Source organism: Wolbachia endosymbiont (group A) of Volucella inflata, assembly GCF_947250665.1.
GTDB lineage: Bacteria > Pseudomonadota > Alphaproteobacteria > Rickettsiales > Anaplasmataceae > Wolbachia > Wolbachia pipientis.
In genome coordinates, this window is record NZ_OX366338.1 from 487,674 (window position 1) to 507,618 (window position 19,945).

Below are 19,945 nucleotides of genomic sequence, written 5' to 3' on the forward strand. Positions count from 1 at the left end.
TACACAGTGAACTTAAACCTTTTTAACTAAGATTTCATTATCAAGAGCGTACACTATTAGCTCATCATTTTCTACTACTTCCCCTGATAAAACTAATTTAGCTAAATTATTTTGAATACACTCTTGTATAACCCTTTTTAAGGGCCTTGCTCCATATTCAGGGTCATAGCCAGTTTGTGCTATTAGTTCTTTAACTTCCTGTAACAAACTTATACTCAGTTTACGCTTAGCAAGTGTTTTTTGTAAATAAGAAAATTGAACATCTATAATTTTGTAAATGTCATCTCTGGTTAAACTGTGGAATATAATAATTTCATCCAGCCTGTTTAAAAATTCTGGACGAAATGCTGATTTAACTATTTGCATCACTTCATTTGATCTCTCTGGTGTCATTCCAGTGCGTGACGCTGGAATCCACTTTTTTTCCTGGATCCCAGTGTCAGCTACTTGGATGACGGGAAATATAGGTCTATTTTCTGCTCCCCCTTTAAGCATTATCTCAGCACCAAGGTTAGAAGTTAAGATCAGTATGGTATTGCGAAAATCAATTAATTTGCCATGACTATCAGTGAGTCTCCCCTCATCCAAGATTTGCAGCAATAGATTAAATATATCTGGATTTGCCTTCTCTATTTCATCAAACAGAATAACCTGATATGGCCTTCTTCTTACTGCTTCGGTTAATCTGCCACCCTGCTCATAGCCAACATACCCTGGAGGCGCGCCAATTAGCTTTGAAACAGAATGTTTTTCCATATATTCTGACATATCAAAACGCAAAAGCGCTGATTGATCGTCAAACAGAAATTCAGCAAGGGCTTTTGCCAGTTCTGTTTTTCCAACTCCAGTTGGACCTAAGAATAAAAATGAACCGAAAGGTCGATTAGTATCTTGTACACCAGAGCGAGAGCGCCTAACTGCATTACTTATCGCTTCTATTGCATCTTCCTGCCCTATTACTCTTCTTCCTATTTCATTCTCCATGTTAAGAAGTTTTTCCTTTTCGCTGTGCATCATGTTATCAACTGGAATTCCTGTCCACTTTGAAACAATGTTTGCAATATCATCTCCAGTCACTTCTTTCTTTAAGAAACTATCAGTAACCTTTTCCTGATTTTTTAATTCATTCTCAAGCTGAGGAATCACACCATACATCAGCTCTCCTGCTCTTCCCAAATTCCCACTACGCTGAACTAATTCCAACTCTTTTCTAGCGTTATCTAATTTTTCGGCTGTTTCTTGTATTCTAGCTATTTTATTCTTTTCCATCTGCCATTTGCTGTTCAAGTCAGCAAATTTACTGTTTAGGTTTTCGATCTCTTCATTTATCTTTTTTAAACGCTGTTTAGAATTTTCATCACTTTCTTTTTTTAAAGCCTCTGCTTCAATCTTTAGCTGTATAACCTTTCTCTCAAGTTCATCAATAACTTCAGGCTTGCTATCCATTTCAATTCTCACCCTGCTTGCTGCTTCATCAATCAAATCAATTGCTTTATCAGGTAAAAACCTATCTGTTATATATCTATTGGACAACGTTGCAGCAGCAATTATTGCACCGTCTGTAATTCTTATACCATGATGCACTTCATATCTTTCCTTCAAACCCCTGAGTATTGAAATGGTATCAGTTTCAGTTGGTTGAGAGATAAACACAGGCTGGAAACGCCGTGCAAGTGCAGGATCTTTTTCTATATGTTCACGATATTCATCTAAAGTTGTGGCTCCTATACAGCGAATTTCTCCACGCGCAAGAGCAGGCTTCAGCAGATTCGAGGCATCCATTGCACCACTTGTTGCTCCTGCTCCAACTAAAGTATGAAGCTCATCTATAAACAAGATAACTTTTCCCTCTGTTTTTGAAATTTCATTAATCACTGCTTTTAACCTTTCCTCAAACTCTCCTCTAAACTTAGTGCCAGCAATTAGTGCTCCAAGATCCAAAGCTAAGACCTTTGCATCATGCAAACCAAGTGGTACATCGTTTGCAACAATTCTATTTGCAAGCCCCTCAACTATTGCAGTTTTTCCAACACCAGGTTCACCGATCAGCACTGGATTATTTTTTGTCCGCCTCAGTGATACCTGCATAGTTCTTCTGATCTCTTCATCACGACCAATTACAGGATCAAGCTTTCCTTGCATAGCAAGCTCTGTAACATCTTTTGTATATTTCTTTGCCGCGTTTAATTTTTCCTCACTGTTTGGCGAGTCCGCACTGCTGCCCTTTCTCATTTCTGCAACAACTGAGTTCAGTTTTTGTGGAGTCACACCATTCTCTGCCAGAATTTTGCCTACAGTATCATCTTTTTGTGCAGTGAGGCCCTGCAGTAAACGCTCAACAGCAACAAATGAATCTTTATTTCTCTTTGCAATACCAATTGAATCTTCAAAAACTTTTGCTATTTCTCTTGAAAGTTGAAGGCCACCACTTCCTGGACCTTCAATTACTGGCAACTTTTTTATTGCACTATCCACAGCATCGGAAATACTCTGCACATTTCCACCACAAGCGTTTATCAAATCCTGAACTAAACCTGATTCATCTTCAAGCATCACTTTTAGTAAATGCTCAGGCATAAAAATCTGATGCCCAGCTCCCAACGCTTTCATTTGAGCACTTTGAATTAGACTTTTTGCTTTTTTGGTAAATTTATTTAAGTCCATAACACCAGTTAAATTCGTATTTGCTGATGTATATAACAACTGATTTCATAAATTTAAACCTAAAGTTGTTTATTGTTAGGTATGAAATTTAAAACTTTCTTAAAAAAGGAACTATCATAGTAACCATACAAATATCTTGTATCTCAAGACCTTTGGTTTTTGTTGCTGAAAATGGTTGTATTATTTAAGTTATTAATAATATACAATACTAAGTTAATGTAATTTATTTGGAGATGACAGGAAAATTTATTGTAACTTTATATTCTAAATAGAATAAAGTTCTTTTGTTAGTATTGTCCTTTTTGTAAAAAATATTCCTAATTTCTTCATCATTTTTGTGGGTAAGGTCATCTGCTTCTCTACCTCAAGTGGTTAACAAAGTTTCTTGTCACGAGGGACCAAATGGAAATTTGCTCGTTTTCACGCGAATTAATGTTACAAATTCTATACATTTCGTTACAAAATGGCATTCGCTTTCTCCATTATCCTTTACCTGCATTTTCATCAGCGTTCCTTGCGGTTTGCTTGCCATATAGGCGGAAATACAGGCTTACCCTGTTCCTTCTGTCATACAACAGTGGGTTAGGTGACTTCTCTATACCGGTGATTTGCGTACATCCAGAAATGAAAAATGTCACATTACCTTTTGGTCGGAGCTTATCAGCATCTTTAGCTCTTTAATCGTTACGATACTTATGAAGCTTCACTTACGTTCACCATACCACTAAGCCTAGCTCTCCAACCACATGATGCTTGTAGTTTATGCTCCTTTCACGATTGAGCATCTTCTTTTTCAAGAGGAGGTTCATTGTCCGCATCGCTTGGCACCAACCGGTTACCCGATTCGCACTGATGCGTAGACTCAGATGGCAAAACATCTGGTTTAATAAGTTTTAGAACTCTTTTAGTTTCTTTCTGAAGGAATTCCTCTCCTTTTAAACAATATGACCGAAGACTTTCAGGTCGCACCATTTCAATAATTAGCTGGGTTCCAGCAGAATCAGTACAGAAAACATCAACAATACTTTGTTTTTTAGAGGCAATCTCAGCATCCATGATAGTGCTGAGAAATTCTATTTCTTCTATTTCATCTTTGCCAGCGAAGCCCAATATATCATTGAGAAAGTGAATGAGAATATCTTTATTTTTCTCAGTGCCAAATATTCTCTTGAACGCGAAATTGTTTTTTGGATCGAGAAATTTCGAAAAGGCCATAATTAAATACAATTAGGAGACGAATAATTATACACTATTTTTCGCAAATGTTCAACCTCTGATTACTCCTTATTCTTTGCCCTTCCTGCACGCTTACGTTCATTTGGATCAAGGAATTTCTTGCGTAAACGTATAGATTTTGGAGTTACTTCCACCAATTCATCATCATCTATATACGCTATCATATCCTCCAGTGTCATTATCTTTGGTGGAGTGAGCTTTATAGCTTCATCACTACCTGAAGCTCTTACGTTTGTTAATTGCTTACCCTTTAACACATTTATCTCCAAATCATTGTCACGGCTATGCTGGCCGACAACCATGCCACAATATACCTTATCCTGTGGCTTAATAAACATAATTCCCCTGTCTTGCAAATTGAAAATTGCATATGCCACAGCCTCACCCTTATCTGTAGCAATTAAAACTCCATTGCGCCTTCCAGAAATTGGACCTCTATGTGGAGCATAACTGTGAAATAAACGGTTAATTATGCCTGTGCCACGAGAATCAGTTAAAAACTCTCCTTGATAACCGATTAATCCTCTTGATGGCACTAAAAACGTTAATCTTGTCCTGCCATTACCAGAAGGTCTCATGTCAGTTACTTCACCTTTACGGAAGCTGAGTTTTTCCATGATGATTCCACTATATTCATCATCTACATCAATTACTACTTCCTCTATAGGTTCAAGTTTTTTACCGCCTTCTTCTTTAAATAACACGCGAGGGCGTGATACCGAAAGCTCAAAACCTTCTCTCCTCATATTTTCAATTAACACTCCAAGCTGTAACTCACCACGCCCACCTACTTCAAATGCTTCACCGCTTGGTGCCAAAGTCACAGTAATTGCAACATTTGTTTCTGCTTCCGCATATAAACGATCCTTTATAGCAGTTGAAGTAAGCTTTGTACCTTCTTGCCCAGCAAAAGGTGAATCATTAACGCTCAGAGTAATCGCCATTGTTGGCGGATCAACTGGAGTTGAGCTTACTGCAGTTGTAACTTCTGGTGCTGCTATAGTATCTGAAACCGAAGCTTCCTCAAGTCCTGCAATTGCAATTATGTCTCCCGCCACAGCTTGTTCTACTGGAATGCGTTTCAAGCCAGAAAATGAGAGCAACTTAGTTAATCTTCCTCGTTCAATTACTTTGCCATCGAGGTCAAGCACCTTAAGATCTGAATTGACTTTTGCAATGCCCTGATAAACCTTTCCTGTCAATATTCTGCCAAGAAACTTATCAGACTCAAGTAGAGTGACCAACATAGCAAAAGGTGCATTTTGATTATAAACAGAAGGTTTTATATAATCTATAACCGTTGAAAATAATGGGCTTAAATCTTTTCTTTCATCAGAAAGCTCCTTAGCACACCAGCCATTTCTACCTGAAGCATACAACACTGGAAAATCTAGCTGCTCGTTGGTTGCATCAAGGTTAAAAAATAACTCATATATTTCATTTAATACTTCATCAATTCTGCTGTCTGGTCGGTCGACCTTATTGATTATCACAATTGGCTTCAAATTTGCTTTTAGTGCTTTTGAGAGCACAAATTTTGTTTGTGGCATGGGACCTTCTGCAGCGTCAACCAGCAGCAACACACCATCTGCCATGCACAATACCCTTTCTACTTCTCCACCAAAGTCCGCGTGCCCTGGCGTATCAATAATATTGATCTTTTCATCGCCCCACATTATTGATGTACATTTTGCAAGTATTGTAATTCCGCGTTCACGCTCTTGATCACCACTATCCATCACTCGTTCTTGAACTTCTTGATTCTCGCGGAATGTGCCACTTTGTTTTAACATGTTATCAAGTAAAGTAGTTTTACCGTGGTCAACGTGTGCAATTATTGCAATATTACGGATCGATTTAAATTCGTTCATTTTCTATCATTTCAAAATTAATTTAGTAATAAGTATACATAAAATACACTTGGAGTAAATAACTAAAGCTGTGTATAAATGCTGTGTTTCCAAGATATTATAGGATTACTTTGTTAAATATTCCCTACTCCCAGGTTTTGTTATGGGTAGTTGTTTTAATTCACTTGGAAGTTCTTCTTCGCTGTAGTTTTTGATGTTCAGTTCAATCAAAGATATGACAGGAAAAGGCAGTTTCGTTTCACTATTTCTCTTTATCAAAGAAGCTTCAGCAACAACTTTACCTCCTTCCCCTTCTGCACATTCCACTGCTTCAAGTGAAGATTTGCCTGTGGTTATCACATCCTCGATAAGTAATATTTTCTCACCTTTTTTAATTTCAAATCCACGGCGTAATTCAAACTTGCCATTAACGCGCTCGCAAAACATTGTCTTTATTCCAAGCTGCCTGCCAATCTCATAACCCACAATTATTCCACCAATTGCAGGAGATAGTATTAAATCTATGGAGCTATTTAATTCTTTTTTTATTTTATCTGCTAATAATGCACAAACTTTCATGGCTCTGCTTGGATTTTCAAAAATCTTCGCACACTGTATGTATGTGTCACTATGCAGCCTGGATGATAAAACAAAATGCCCATGCAAAATTGCTTCTGCTTCTTTAAATTCTTTTATTATTAGGTTATTTTCGTCTAATATCATTTTTTAAGTTTCACTATTACATTCTTTATTAATTATCTGAGTGATACAAACATCAGACCACACATTTATTGCAGTTTCAAACATATCGATGATTGTATAAATAGGCAAGATCAGTCCCATAATATGCAGAGGAACATTCATCGACATGAGATAACTGGTTGCCATAAAATAGCATCCCATCGGCACTCCAGCGTTACCAATTGCAGTTCCTGTAGCTAAAAAAATCCATATCAACATTTCGCTTAAGGAAAATACGTATCCGTTCATTTCTGCAACAAACATTACAGTGATTAGTATAAATGCAGCACATGCATTCATATTAATTGTTGTGCATATTGGTAAAATAAAAGACGATAATTTCTTTGGCACCTTTAGCTTGTTCTGCACACATTCTATAGTTGTTGGCAATGTTGCACTGGATGATTTAGAAAAAAACGCAAGTGTGAGTGCCGGCATAACCCCTTTCAGCGTTTGAATTGGTGATATGCCTTTATACCACATAAATAGCGGTAAAATCAGAAATGCCTGCACAAAATTTGCAGACATTATGCAAACAAAATACCATAAAAGGTTGTAGAACTCACTACCGCCTTTTAATTCATGCAAAAAACATGTAATAAAAGACCAAATAGCAAGCGGAATAAATTTTAATAACCCTTGAGCAATTTTAAGTAGCGTATCAAAAAGTGCAGAGAATACTTGATATAATATATCCTGCTTTTCTTTTGAAAGTGAAACAATAGCTCCACCCATCAAAAAAGCGATTAATATGCTACCAATCATATTATTTTCAAGAAAAACTTGCACAAAATTAGAAGGAATGAGTGATTTTAAATATGAAAAATAACTGTGGTTATTGCTGTTAATACTCCCTATTGTATTACTTATGAAATTTTTTCTTGCTGGATCTATTAACAAATAAAACGATAATGCAACAAACGCAGCTATAATAGTTGTAAGCAGAGTATAAAATAGTGTTTTCTTAACTAAGACTTTGATTTCAATTGAGTCTTTGAGCCCGGAAATTGTGGAAACTATGGATAAAAAAACCAGAGGTAAGCTTATTAATTTGAGCAAGCTGATAAAGATATCACTAAATAGCTTTGCTATTTCAAATATGATTTCATTGTTTAGGTAGTAAGCAACTATTGCAAGCAGTATAGAAAAGAGTATTGCAAACTTGTGCATTGAAAATAAAACTTCAAAGTAACATTATACAATAATTTTGCTGTTTTGGAATCAGATTGATAGACAAAATAACTTTACAGATTAGGGAAAGATAAGAGGATGTGTTTATTTGGAGACAGTGTAAGATTTCTTAATTTAAATTTAGGTGCACTTAGCCCATTCTGGTGATAACAAATTGGAATAGATAAGATATGATAACTAACTCTTCTGCGAGTATATAGCTTTGCCGGACACAACAGTACGTACTACGTGTCCTTTTACTTTGCGACCATCGAAAGGAGAATTCTTTGATTTACTAGCAAAGTTGTCAGTTTTAATTTCCCATTCATGATTGAGGTCAACTAAAATTAAGTCTGCAGCAAGGTTTTTTTGTATACGACCACGTGGTATGTGTATTATATCTGCAGGCTTATATGTCAATTTTGCGAGTACATCAAGTAGACCCATTTGCCCACTGTGATAGAGTTCAAGTGAAAGGGGCAGCATTGTTTCAAGACCAACAATACCAAATGCAGCATTTTCAAGTGGTAGATCTTTAGAACTACGATCATGCGGAGCGTGATCAGTTGCAATGCAATCAATCACACCTGTCTTTAAACCTTCAACCATAGCTAAACGATCTTCTTCAGTGCGAAGCGGCGGATTCATTTTTGCAATTGCTCCATGTTGTTTTACTATATCTTCAGTCAAAGTGAAGTGATGAGGGGTTACTTCGCACGTAACATTTAATCCCAAATCTTTTGCACGTTTAATAGCATCAAGTGAATCTTTTGAAGAGACATGTAGAATATGGTAGTGCACATTTTCCATATCCTTCATTAGCAGTATATCACGATTTACCATAACCGATTCTGATGCACTCAAGATTCCCTTTACTCCCAATTCTTCAGAAATTTTACCTTCGTTGATTGCACCACCTGCTGATAAATTTAAATCTTCTGCATGTTGAGCAATAGGAACACCCAGCATACTTGAATAAAGCAGCGCCTGTCTCATAATCATTGGGTTCATAACTGGCATGCCATCATCAGTGAACCCAACCGCACCTGCTTCCTTTAAAAGTGCCATTTCAGTCAACTTTTCTTCCGAAGTGGTGATTTTAGCGTAAAATTCAACGTTTACATGTGAAGTTTCAAGTGCTCTATATTTCAAATATTTAGCCAAAATAACGCTATCAATTGCTGGAACAGTGTTTGGCTGACAAACTACAGTTGTAACTCCCCCCGCAGCTGCAGATTTGCTGCCTGTATATATAGTTTCTTTATGTTCCTGGCCTGGTTCACGAAAATGTACGTGAATGTCAATAAGGCCTGGCATTAGAACAAGCCCTTTACAGTCTATTGTTTCATCAACTCCACTTGTTGAAAATAATGATTCACCAAAGTCAACAATTTTATCCCCTTCAGTCAATAATGAACCTTTTATATCAAGTTTAGTTTCCGGGTCGATAATACGAGCATTAGTATACGCAATTTTATAGCCTTCCTTTTGCCCTGTTTGCAACAAATCCCAAGTTTGAGTCATTATATTTGAGTATCGATTATAAAATAAATCTAAAGTTTTTTTAATAAAACACAACCAAATTAAAACACAGACTAAGAGCTGTCTTGAATTAAAGTGCTTTCATTACCCTAAAGATTTGGTTCTTATAACCTAGTTAGCTCAGTTTTAACGTTAATGTGTGAAGCTCTGAGTTCTGTTGAAGGATTTTCCAGCTGAATATCTAGCTCATTCTGTATGTTCGATAAACAAATTAAAGCTGAATCAAAAATTTCATCACACTGCTTTGCTTCATGTATATCATCAATTATTTCCTCGAATTCTTCCACATCATCCATTTCTTGCGGCGCACTTTTTAATATCGCTTTTATTTGGTTTAAGTTTTGACGAATTTTCTCCTGATATCCAACAATTCTCTCTTGATATATATCAATCATTTTTTGACATGCGTTGCCTCTAAATGGATGTTCTTTTTTCTCTTTTATGTAAGAATTTTGAAAGTCTTTACAGTTAAGGATTGCTTCTCTATGTTTTTTTATGTCATTAATTGCGCTGATTATCGACTTATCTATTTTCTTTAAATTTTCTTCCCGTTCTTCTCTTTTAATTATACTTTTGGATTCATTTTTTATCTGGTTCATTTTGTCATACAGGTTTCTGCATCCTTTGTAAGATGCCATTGGTTGTAATATTCCTTCTTCTACACCTTTATTGTAAAAATTCTTCAACTCATCACTTGATAGTATTGTTATAGCATCTTCCCTTTTACCTTGTGATTTAGGATACTTTTTATTCAATAAACTAACATGATTTAACAAGAAATCTCTAACTAGCCCTTCTTTTTTTACTTCGGATAATCTTTCTAGTGTTTCTATATATTTCAGAGTTTCCGCAAAGAGCTGTCCACCAGAGGGAGCAAATCCTTGAAGTGATTTACTCTGTGCTTTACAAAAATCGGTTTGTAAAAAATCTTCAGCTTGTTTTTTTATTACTGAAAGTTCATTAAAGGCTTTTTCTGGATTGATTTTTCTCAAAATACTAATAGCTTTTCTAATCGCTTTTTCTCTCTTTTTATTATCTTGCTTTTCATTTAATATGAGATGTTCAGTTTTGGTAAAAGAATTACCTTGATCACTCTTTGCAATGTTACAAACGATGTTTTTTACAACTTCTTCGGTTGCTGCATAATCTATTTCTTTTGCAAAGCAGTCAACAAATAATTGCCAAACTTTTTTATTAACAAGTTTACTTGTCTTATTTTCAAAATCTTCTATATCTTTGAATCCTAAAATAGTATAGAGATTTTTTTCGATTATTGGTTCGGCATGTTGTTTTGCCACTTTACCTTTTATATTGAATGGAAATTTACTAATCTTAGTTGTACCCACAATGTTACCTCAATATTAACGCTATCTATAAAAGTATAAAGATTTAATATTTAATTTTTAATTAATACTAGCACAGCTAACTACGGGAGCATTATGCTAGCATCAATTAACACTTTAACTTCTAACTTGTCATCAGTAATATTGTTTATATAAAAACTATAATTTTTTATGCCTGAATTTGGGAATATATTGCTATTGGTAGCCTGCTTATTGTCTTTGACATATTTGTTTTTACCGCTTAGTTCTTGTCGGTTTATTACCACTGCCATATTTTTTTGTGTATCAGCGTCAATGGCTATTTTGATCTACTGCCACATTACAAATGATTTCTCACTCGAAAACGTATATTACCACTCACACACAACAAAACCTTTGATCTATAAGATTTGTGGTGTTTGGGGAAATAAAGAAGGGTCCATGTTGCTTTGGGCATTAGTGCTTGTCATGTATTTATTACTAATGGATATTTATATACCTTCTGTCATCCCAGTTTCCCCCTCTGTCATCCCAGCCTCTTCTTCTGTCATCCCAGTGTCTAGGCACTGGGATCCAGACAATTTAATTGCAAATGAGTACATCAAATGGCAGTGTAATAAAAACTGGATTCCAGTGTCAAGCACTGGAATGACACCAGAACGAACTAATGGTAGTAAATTAAAAAAAATATCTCTTATCACTCATGGGCTGATTTGCTTTTGTTTTTTACTGTTCACTTTAATTGAATCCAGCCCCTTCACTAAAATGCCAGGCATTGAAACAGATGGATTGGGTTTTAATCCGATATTGCAGGATATAGGCCTTGCTATTCATCCACCGATATTATATTTAGGGTACCTTGGATTTAGCGTTCCTTTTTCGCTCTCTATAGCTGGATTAATTTTAAATACTGAAGGAAATGTTTGGGCTAAAATTGTCAGGCCTTGGGTACTTATTTCTTGGTCGCTGCTCACTTTGGGCATCAGCTTGGGTAGCTGGTGGGCATATCGCGAACTTGGGTGGGGTGGATTTTGGTTTTGGGATCCAGTGGAAAACGTTTCTTTGATGCCGTGGCTAATTGCAGTAGCGCTGACACATTTGTTGCTTGTTGTACGAGATTTCAATACTTTAAGGAATTTTGCTATTTTACTTACGCTCACAACTTTTATATTGAGTGTGACTGGAACATTTCTAGTCCGCTCAGGAATACTTACCTCAGTGCACACGTTTGCAGATGACCCAAGGTATGGACTGTATATATTAGCTCTACTTGGTGTAATTACAGTCAGTAGCTTAGTAATATTTGTAGTATTTACGAGAAAAAATCACACGTCTGCGATGTCATTCCAATGCTTGACACTGGAATCCAGAAAGAAACTTGCTACTCAAGTGACAGAGGGTAGAAGATTCTTTTCACGCTTTACGATGATACTGATGAACAATTTATTATTCATCACTGCCTTTTTCATCGTGTTCGTTGGCACTTTATACCCTACAGTGCTTGAGTATTTAACCGGTGAATTAATTTCAGTTGGAGCACCATATTACAATTCTTTATTTAATCCTATTGCACTGGCTATTCTAGCCCTCACGATAATTGGGCAATACTGCAGTTGGCAGGGAAATAGTCTATTGCCAATATTCCGTGAATATAGATTTTCATTTTGTAGTGCTGCAGCTATTTTGCCGTTTATTTTTCACATGGAGCTAATAATTGTGCTATCAATTACTATCTCCATAGCATTATTAATCTTTATTTTAGAAGCATACAGTAAAAGAATTTGTTTATTTAAGGTAGCATTTGGTGAATCAATTTTATTAGCAAAAAAAGTTTCTAAATCTTACTATGCAATGATGGCAGCTCATGCTGGAGTGGCAATTCTAGTGCTTGGTATAGCATATTCGGTTGGTTGGCAGGAGAAAAAAGAAAATTACTTAAAAATAGGGGATAGCATAACGGTCAATAAGTTTAAAGTTACTTTACGAAATATTGAGCTAATAAAAGAAAAAAATTTCCATGCAGTGAGAGGTACAATGGATATCAGGAATTTGCTGAATAATAAGATATTAGGTGAGATAACCCCTGAATATAGATTTTACCTTGTGGAAGGTCAGAAAAATGTTGAAAGCAGTATCTACCACAATTTATTTTCTGATATTTATGTTGTAATTGGAGAGATTGATAAGAGTAAGAGCAAAATCGCAGCTAAAGTGCACTATAAACCTGGAATGTCTATAATCTGGCTTGGATCCTTTCTTATTGCTTTTGGTTCGCTCCTTGCTGCTTTTTCTTTATTGAGAAGATTTTAATAGGACTCCTTTATACTATAACGAAAAAACTTACTTGACACCCTTCGCCAGCCCCCCTATCATGGTACTGAAGGTATTCAGTTATTTTCATCTGTGCAGATTAAACAGGAAAAAAACAACGTAGTTGGCGTCTTATTTTTAATTTTTTGCACTATGTGCACCTTATGTCTTCACAACATTTCTGGGTTTTTACCTGTATAAGCTGAAACGCGCTTATAAGTCGTTTAAGACAGTATAGTACGCCAATTTGCAGGATTAGAAAGTGACAACTAGCTAACACGGGGTTTCTTTTGCCTTTTTTTCTGCTTAGTAAATTTCTTAAACATTTAAACTAAGGTGAGTTGCATTTAAAAGCAGCTAAATTGCAGTGTTTAAGACTTAAAAAACGCCAATACTGAAAATAGACAATGACTAGGGCTTCTTTTGCCTTTTTTTTCGTTTGGTAAATTTCTTAAATATTTGTAACTAAAGATTGCACGAATGTTGCAATTACAAAAGCGATTTCTACTAGGTGTATGGTCCCAGAGTGTGATGGTGTGGATTTAGTATAAATAATTCTGGAGACTGTGTCCACTGATAACATATAAATTCATAAGGAGTAAGACCCTTAAGAGTTTTGAGTCTCTTTGCATAATTATAAGCCATAACAAAGTTATAAAGGTGTTCTTTAAGTTGCTGGTGCGATTGATAGTAATACTTCTTAACTGTAGCATCCTTTAAAGTTTTATTCATACGCTCGACTTGCCCATTCGTCCAAGGATGGCTAACTTTTGTCAAACGATGTTCAATAACATTCTCTTCGCAAACTCTATCAAATATATGTTGGAAAGCATACTTATGACGCTTCTGGTTTGTAAATTGTATACCGTTATCTGTCAAAATAGTATGGATTTTATACGGTAAAATTCTAATCAAATTACGTAAGAACTCAGCAGCTATGGGTTTTGTAGCACTGTTACGCAACTCAACATAGGTAAATTTGGATGTCCTATCAATAGCAACAAACAAATGTAATTTGCCCTCCTCAGTTCTAACTTCAGCAATATCAATATGAAAGTAACCGATAGGATATTGTTTGAATTTCTTTTTTGACTTAACTTCTCCATCAACAGTTGGTAATCTGCTAATGTTGTGTCTTTGTAAACAACGATGCAAGCTAGAGCGAGTCAAATGCGGAATTGTAGACTGCAGAGCGTAAAGGCAATCATCTAGTGGCAGTAGTGTATACTTGCGAAATGTAACTATTATAGCTTCCTCTTCTAGCGTTAAAACAGTCGATCTTGGACGCTTTGGACCCATATCAGCATCTTTCGTAAATGAACGTTTTCTCCACTTAATAATAGTTTTTGGATTAAGGTTATAATGCTTGGAGAGTTTTGCTATGCTCTCTTTTCTATTTTGTATTGCTCTACGAATCGTCTGTGTTGTTTTGGCGCACCCATGTAATATTTGTCCCATAACTCCTCCTTTGATGGTATTTTTTTCTCATATTTTATCATACCATCACACTCTGGGACTGTACACCTAGGGTGTCATCCCAGTGCTCCTTTTTTTGTCATCCCAGTGCTTGACACTGGGATCCAGTTTTCCATGTAATCTCATCGAAAACGTTGTAACCACTTTCTATGCTAGTTTGCTTGTGAGCAACCTGGATCCCAGTGTCTGGGCACTGGGATGACACCATTCTTTTTCCTGGATTCCAGACTGGAATGACACCGAAGGGGCTACTGTGATGACACCCTTTTGGATGGAAACCAGTGTCAGCTACTTGAATGACAGAGAAGTCCAACCACAAAATAAACTAGTGAATTTTTTGAAAAGTATATAAAATTCAAGTTTAAGTAAATAGCATGGCACTTAGACTCATTCCAGATAACCTCGATATCAAGTTTAGTAAATATAGGGATTTGACTGCATTAATTAGCATTGTTCTTATCATCTTTTCAATATTCACTGTTGTGCTGCGTGGAGTGAACTTAGGCATAGACTTTGCAGGCGGAATTTTGATAGAGATAAAATCTTCAGATGAGAATCACTCTATTCTCGATGCATTAAAAGAAAATGGTTTTACAGTGCAGAGTTCAAAAGCGGGTGATAATTTAGTCATGCGTTTTAAAGATGAAGGAGATGAAGATAAAATCAAAAAGATAAAAAGCATACTAGAAGAAAAGCTGGGGAGCTCAATAAGCTATCGTAAAATAGACTATGTTGGCCCACAAATAAGCTCAACACAAATATTTGAAGGAATGTTATCCATGTTGATCGCGATTGTTGGAATATTTTTTTACGTTTGGTTTAGATTTAATTGGCAATGTGGATTCAGTGGAATAACAGCACTGATTCATGACGTGATTTTAACTGTTGGTTTTATTAGCCTAACTGGCATTGAGTTTAATATTTCATCAGTTGCAGCTCTCCTCACTGTCATTGGTTATTCAATCAATAACTCAGTAATTATATACGATCGGATTCGAGAGTATTGCAAGAGTGGTAAAAGTGGGCGGATGAGTGAGATAGTAGATGCAAGTATCAACGCTACATTATTTCGCACTATATTAACCTCGGGTACAACCCTTCTTGCTGCTCTTCCTTTGGCATTAATCTGCACAGATGCAGTGAAAGACTTCAGCTTGATCATTTTTTTTGGTATTTTGATTGGCACTTGTTCTGCAATATTTATTTCTGCTCCTATATTAACCTACGGAGCTTTAGATTGTAGAAGTGTTTAGTCGCGGTATAATATCAACTTATTATCTCTTATAGTGAAATGAAAATACCTTAAAAAGCTCATTCCAAGCAGTGAATGAGACATAGAATGAGTGTTAACGCTTGCCTGTACATCATTAATCAAAAAATTTCCTATTTTAACTTGAGGTATTTGAACCACTCCAGCTTTTATTTGACCTTTCGCAGTTTCATATATTTTAAAATCCTGAACATTTTGTAAGTTAATACCAGCATGTAATGCGTCTTTTTGTGATAGAACAATATCGGTTGCTCCAGTATCAAGCAAAAACGTTATATTGCGATCATTGACTTGAGCCTGAATATAAAAGTGTCCATCATATGACTTCGTAAATTCAATACTTCCACTATTCTGACCGCTATTTTGAATTCTTCCTTTATATGGTAAAAAAGTACTGAGAAATCTGTCGCTTAGTTTGTCCCTTTGTGAATCAATAAGCATTGCAGTAGTGGCTATTATTAGCAACCAAATAACTAGATTCTTCACCGCGTTCATATCAGACCTCTTGCATAATCATTATTTGAGCAAAAAGTTAACAACGCACTTCCTCCAGCGTGTGACGCAGTTATCTAAGTGGAGAAAGTCACCTCTCCCCACTCGACTTCAAAACCGGACTTGTGACTTTCACCACATCCGGCTTCTCTCTAACTTGGTGTTTGTCATACATACTTCTCCATGTAATTAACATTTCAAAGCTTGGTAAATTTGTTTTTATAGCTTAAATACAGCATTCTCTATATTACTAGAGAAGTCGTATTCATTCATACCTAACACTTAATGTTGGCTCATAACATATTAACCACTACTCACAACTTTACCTTCCAAATTACAGTGTCCACGTCAGCATATCCTAAACATTATTTTAGGCCTTGGCTTCTTAGACAATCCCTCATTATAGGTGCATACGGGTGGCTCCCTGCTTAAAGAATAAGAGCATCTATAATGTTACTCCGTTCCATGAAATTGTTTCATGTTAGACTTAGGTTCCAACTTTTTGCCGGGAGATGGGAAACATCTTAATCAGACCAGTCAAGTTCTAATTATCCACTTTCTCCGTACCTTTTGGTCTATGCGTTAACCAACCTTATTTCGCATATCGTTCGTTACGACAATTCAGGCATTGGTTCCTCTCGTAACCATATCTAACTCTGTTTGCAGGGATTCACTATAAGGTTTAGTGTTACCTGCTTTTATCTCATGCTTGCATCCTAGAGGTTGCCACTCTCTAAAATGTGAGACATACATTATCCCCGATGTCTAGGGAAGATGGAATTTAACCATCACAAAATCACGACTTTCGGGTCGCACCAACTGTACGAACATTGCAATTTGCAGGTGGCAGGTGGTGTCATTCCAGTGCTTGACACTGGAATCCAGTTTTCTGATAATTTCATCGAAAATGTTGTATAGTGCACAATCAATTTTGCTGGATCCCAGTGTCAAGCACTGGGATGACACCTTTGTACTTGAGGTAAAACCGGCTATAACATTTAACACACTGTCTTCGAAAACAAACGTTTGTACAATTGTGCACGTGACACTGGAATCTAGAAAAAAAGAACCAGTGTCAGCTACTTGGGTTAAAAAGAGCAGTTTATCGTTAAAATTTGAAGCCATTACAATAAATTTTTAAGATCAGCGTTAAAAGTTATTATTAAAAATAAGTAAATTTCATTGTTTTAGTACAATATTTAGTATACACTTTAAGAAGATATGTTTGATTTAATTTCATGTCAGAAGCAAAAAGTTTAATTTTAGCAGCTATCCTTTCCATGTTGATCATGGTATCTTGGCGTATTATTTATGATAATTTTTTTAGTGCAAACCAAAATCAGCCATTGATTGAAAATATTGAACACATCGAATCTTTTAACGACCTTGCTCCTATAATACACCAAAATCGTTCTGAAATTATTAATTCTACTCGAGAACAGAGGGTTAGTTTAACCAATAACATGATTAAAGGATCAATTTCTCTGAAAGGTGCAAGGTTTGATGACTTAATTTTAACTAATTACCACTTAGAACCGAGTTCTTCTTCTCCACAAGTGGTGTTACTGTCACCCGCAGAATCAAAAGATATATATTTCGCAGAATTTGGGTGGCTCGATCCGAATAACAAAATTAAAGTTCCAGATTCTAAGACAGTCTGGCAAGCTGATGGGGCTGAACTGACTAATCAAAAAGTAGTTAATTTATTTTGGGACAATGAGAATGGCATTGTGTTTAAAATGAAAATTAGCCTTGACGATAACTACATGTTTAAAATTGAGCAGATTGTTGAAAATAACACAAAAGATAATGTAGTTTTGGTTCCTTATGGTAAAATTAACCGTAAACGTGACAATATCAACGAATCTTATTGGATATCCCATGAAGGAGTACTGGGTGCATTTGATAATAAACTAGAGGAGTGGACATATAAGGATATTTCCAAAAAACATTTAGTAAAAGCAAGCACGAGTGAAAAAAATTGGTTTGGTTTTGCTGATAAATACTGGCTTACAGCCATCATACCTGAGAAATCCGATAAAATAAATGTAAGCATTAAACACACAAACGTTAATAATACTGATAAATTCCAAGTAGATTTTGTCAAACCTTACAAGAGCATACTTCCTGGTGCAAGCGTTTCTAATGTGAATTATTTTTTTGCTGGAGCAAAAAAGTTGAATTTACTGGATTCTTATAAGGATACTCTCAATATACCTTTATTTGATAAAGCTGTAGATTTTGGTGTTCTTTACTTTATAACTAAACCAGTGTTTTTACTGCTTGAATACTTTAACTTCGTTTTAAAGAATTTTGGCTTAGCAATATTATTGCTGACTTTAGTAATCAAACTTTTGATGCTTCCCTTATCTACTAGATCATATATTTCGATGCTTAAGGTAAAAAGCCTGCAGCCTGAAGTAACTCGTATAAAAGAGCTGTATAAAAGTGATAGTTTAAAGCAGAGTAAGGAAATAACTGCATTATACAAGAAAAATAATGTAAGTCTAATATCAAACATCTTTCCTGCGCTAATACAAACACCGGTACTTTTTGCTCTATATAAAGTGTTATTTGTTACTATAGAGATGAGGCATGCTCCTTTTTTTTTATGGATTAAGGATCTTTCAGCTCCTGACCCAACGAACATCTTTACATTATTTGGGTTGTTTAATTACAATTTCCCTATTTCTATAGGCATTTTGCCTATAGTTTTTGGTATTACTATGATAATCCAGCAGAAGCTAAGTGAGAAAGATCAAACCAGTAAAGATGATATTCAAGTAAATGTTATGAAGTTTTTACCTTACATTTCTGTCTTTATTTTTTCTTCTTTTCCTGCCGGTCTGGTAATATATTGGATATTTAGTAATATTATAACTCTAATTCAACAATCATTAATAAAGTTCTCTAATTGCACATGAGTCAACAATAATTTTTATACAAATCAAAATAGCATATTTCCTCCATAATCTTTAATAATTTTACATAGATTAAAGTAGCAAGCTTCCATGGTTCTCTCCGCGGTCTGATATGGCTAGTCTGTATTTTAGCCAAGCCGCATTATACTTGTTAGGAGGAAGTGGACGGCAACATGTTGTTTACGAAGTCTAAGCTTCACTCTATAATCTTGCTTATCCCTTCCATCGGCATTACTACCTTGAGTAAAATTATTGTTTCATGCTCCTCCTACATTTTCTAATAACAAAATTCTGTTTTATTGACTAACATTCTATGCATAATTACAGCTAATTTTCTTGCTACTGCTACAATTGCTTTTTTCATCCCTTTTTTCTTTGCAAGCTTCAATCCCCAGCTTCTCAACTTAAAATTTTTCCTACTGATTGTAAGTAAGACTTGTGCAGCTTCATATAACATACTTCTACATTCCATGGGACCCATTTTTGATATACTACCATGTCGGTCAACTTCTCCAGAAGCGTACTGTCTTGGGCTCAACCCCATATAAGCTCCAACTGTATAAGATGTTTCAAACCTATATGGATCATCTATTGCAGCTTTATATGTCATTGCTACTATAACACCAACTCCTGGGACCGTAGTTAATAATTTACAGTCCTCATCTTTTCTGCCTTGCTCTGAAAGTATTTTGTCAAGTTTTCTTATTGATTCTTCTATTGTTTTTAAGCTATGTAGTAATGCTTCAATTGAACTCCTACTGATTTCATCCACATTATTTATTGTCTCTTGTATTCTTAAAGCAAAAGTTTCAAATTTTGATCTTTTACCGAGCTTTATTCCATGTATCTTCAATAACCCTCTTATTGTTCCAACAATTTGCTGTTTGCTGCATATTATAGCTCTTTTCATAATGGTCCAAACGGGTTAAAATAAGAGTTTATAGTAGTGAA

The 19,945-nt window shown here is 35.6% G+C and carries 12 protein-coding genes and 1 pseudogene; 3 read left to right on the forward strand and 10 right to left on the reverse strand.

All coding sequences use genetic code 11. The annotated features are described in order from the left end of the window. Positions 1 to 12: 12 nt before the first annotated feature. The 7 genes and pseudogenes from clpB to OOK85_RS02510 form a co-directional block, all read right to left on the reverse strand. The gene (clpB, locus tag OOK85_RS02480; protein WP_264703823.1) at positions 13 to 2,664 is read right to left on the reverse strand and encodes an ATP-dependent chaperone ClpB; all 2,652 of its coding nucleotides are present in this window, start codon (positions 2,662 to 2,664) and stop codon (positions 13 to 15) included. 969 nt (positions 2,665 to 3,633) lie between these two features. Then, positions 3,634 to 3,879 (reverse strand): annotated as a pseudogene (locus tag OOK85_RS07710) (PD-(D/E)XK nuclease family transposase); the annotation flags it as partial. Between the two features lie 62 nt (positions 3,880 to 3,941). Then, positions 3,942 to 5,771 (reverse strand): translational GTPase TypA, encoded by a 1,830-nt coding sequence (gene typA / locus OOK85_RS02490; protein ID WP_264703825.1) that lies wholly within the window; start codon positions 5,769 to 5,771, stop codon positions 3,942 to 3,944. Between the two features lie 105 nt (positions 5,772 to 5,876). Then, complete coding sequence (pyrE, locus tag OOK85_RS02495; protein ID WP_182319415.1) at positions 5,877 to 6,473, reverse strand: orotate phosphoribosyltransferase; 597 nt, start codon at positions 6,471 to 6,473, stop codon at positions 5,877 to 5,879. Between the two features lie 3 nt (positions 6,474 to 6,476). Then, positions 6,477 to 7,661 (reverse strand): dicarboxylate/amino acid:cation symporter, encoded by a 1,185-nt coding sequence (locus OOK85_RS02500; protein WP_264703828.1) that lies wholly within the window; start codon positions 7,659 to 7,661, stop codon positions 6,477 to 6,479. A 198-nt stretch (positions 7,662 to 7,859) separates the two neighbouring features. Next, positions 7,860 to 9,185, reverse strand: a complete 1,326-nt coding sequence (locus OOK85_RS02505; protein WP_264703830.1) for a dihydroorotase — start codon at positions 9,183 to 9,185, stop codon at positions 7,860 to 7,862. A gap of 122 nt (positions 9,186 to 9,307) precedes the next feature. Beyond that, the gene (locus OOK85_RS02510; protein WP_264703832.1) at positions 9,308 to 10,549 is read right to left on the reverse strand and encodes a hypothetical protein; all 1,242 of its coding nucleotides are present in this window, start codon (positions 10,547 to 10,549) and stop codon (positions 9,308 to 9,310) included. Positions 10,550 to 10,717: 168 nt separating this feature from the next. Here OOK85_RS02510 and OOK85_RS02515 point away from each other — a divergent pair, with 168 nt between their 5' ends. Next, the gene (locus OOK85_RS02515) at positions 10,718 to 12,835 is read left to right on the forward strand and encodes a heme lyase CcmF/NrfE family subunit (RefSeq protein WP_264703834.1); all 2,118 of its coding nucleotides are present in this window, start codon (positions 10,718 to 10,720) and stop codon (positions 12,833 to 12,835) included. Between the two features lie 507 nt (positions 12,836 to 13,342). Here the strand turns inward: OOK85_RS02515 and OOK85_RS02520 are convergent. Continuing rightward, positions 13,343 to 14,293, reverse strand: a complete 951-nt coding sequence (locus OOK85_RS02520; protein WP_264702189.1) for an IS481 family transposase — start codon at positions 14,291 to 14,293, stop codon at positions 13,343 to 13,345. Between the two features lie 392 nt (positions 14,294 to 14,685). On the opposite strand from OOK85_RS02520, the gene secF reads away from it, so the two are divergent. Next, positions 14,686 to 15,564, forward strand: a complete 879-nt coding sequence (secF, locus tag OOK85_RS02525) for a protein translocase subunit SecF (protein WP_264703836.1) — start codon at positions 14,686 to 14,688, stop codon at positions 15,562 to 15,564. On the opposite strand, the gene OOK85_RS02530 is transcribed toward secF, so the two are convergent. Further along, positions 15,561 to 16,076, reverse strand: a complete 516-nt coding sequence (locus OOK85_RS02530) for a TIGR02281 family clan AA aspartic protease (protein WP_182319143.1) — start codon at positions 16,074 to 16,076, stop codon at positions 15,561 to 15,563. The genes secF and OOK85_RS02530 overlap by 4 nt on opposite strands. Before the next feature lie 1,235 nt (positions 16,077 to 17,311). Between OOK85_RS02530 and yidC the strand changes: the two genes are divergently transcribed. Next, positions 17,312 to 18,997: a membrane protein insertase YidC gene (gene yidC, locus OOK85_RS02535; protein ID WP_264703840.1), complete on the forward strand. Its 1,686-nt coding sequence runs from the start codon at positions 17,312 to 17,314 to the stop codon at positions 18,995 to 18,997. A 274-nt stretch (positions 18,998 to 19,271) separates the two neighbouring features. Here the strand turns inward: yidC and OOK85_RS02540 are convergent, their stop codons facing one another. Beyond that, positions 19,272 to 19,904, reverse strand: a complete 633-nt coding sequence (locus OOK85_RS02540) for an IS110 family RNA-guided transposase (protein WP_264703842.1) — start codon at positions 19,902 to 19,904, stop codon at positions 19,272 to 19,274. Between the last annotated feature and the right edge of the window lie 41 nt (positions 19,905 to 19,945).

Excerpts from the sequence above, each read along its gene's own strand:
- OOK85_RS02530 (WP_182319143.1), bottom strand. The coding sequence starts at position 16,076 with ATGAACGCGGTGAAGAATCTAGTTATTTGGTTGCTAATAATAGCCACT.
- yidC (WP_264703840.1), top strand. The coding sequence starts at position 17,312 with ATGTCAGAAGCAAAAAGTTTAATTTTAGCAGCTATCCTTTCCATGTTG.
- clpB (WP_264703823.1), bottom strand. The coding sequence starts at position 2,664 with ATGGACTTAAATAAATTTACCAAAAAAGCAAAAAGTCTAATTCAAAGT.
- OOK85_RS02520 (WP_264702189.1), bottom strand. The coding sequence starts at position 14,293 with ATGGGACAAATATTACATGGGTGCGCCAAAACAACACAGACGATTCGT.
- OOK85_RS02500 (WP_264703828.1), bottom strand. The coding sequence starts at position 7,661 with ATGCACAAGTTTGCAATACTCTTTTCTATACTGCTTGCAATAGTTGCT.
- secF (WP_264703836.1), top strand. The coding sequence starts at position 14,686 with ATGGCACTTAGACTCATTCCAGATAACCTCGATATCAAGTTTAGTAAA.
- typA (WP_264703825.1), bottom strand. The coding sequence starts at position 5,771 with ATGAACGAATTTAAATCGATCCGTAATATTGCAATAATTGCACACGTT.
- pyrE (WP_182319415.1), bottom strand. The coding sequence starts at position 6,473 with ATGATATTAGACGAAAATAACCTAATAATAAAAGAATTTAAAGAAGCA.
- OOK85_RS02515 (WP_264703834.1), top strand. The coding sequence starts at position 10,718 with ATGCCTGAATTTGGGAATATATTGCTATTGGTAGCCTGCTTATTGTCT.
- OOK85_RS02540 (WP_264703842.1), bottom strand. The coding sequence starts at position 19,904 with ATGAAAAGAGCTATAATATGCAGCAAACAGCAAATTGTTGGAACAATA.
- OOK85_RS02505 (WP_264703830.1), bottom strand. The coding sequence starts at position 9,185 with ATGACTCAAACTTGGGATTTGTTGCAAACAGGGCAAAAGGAAGGCTAT.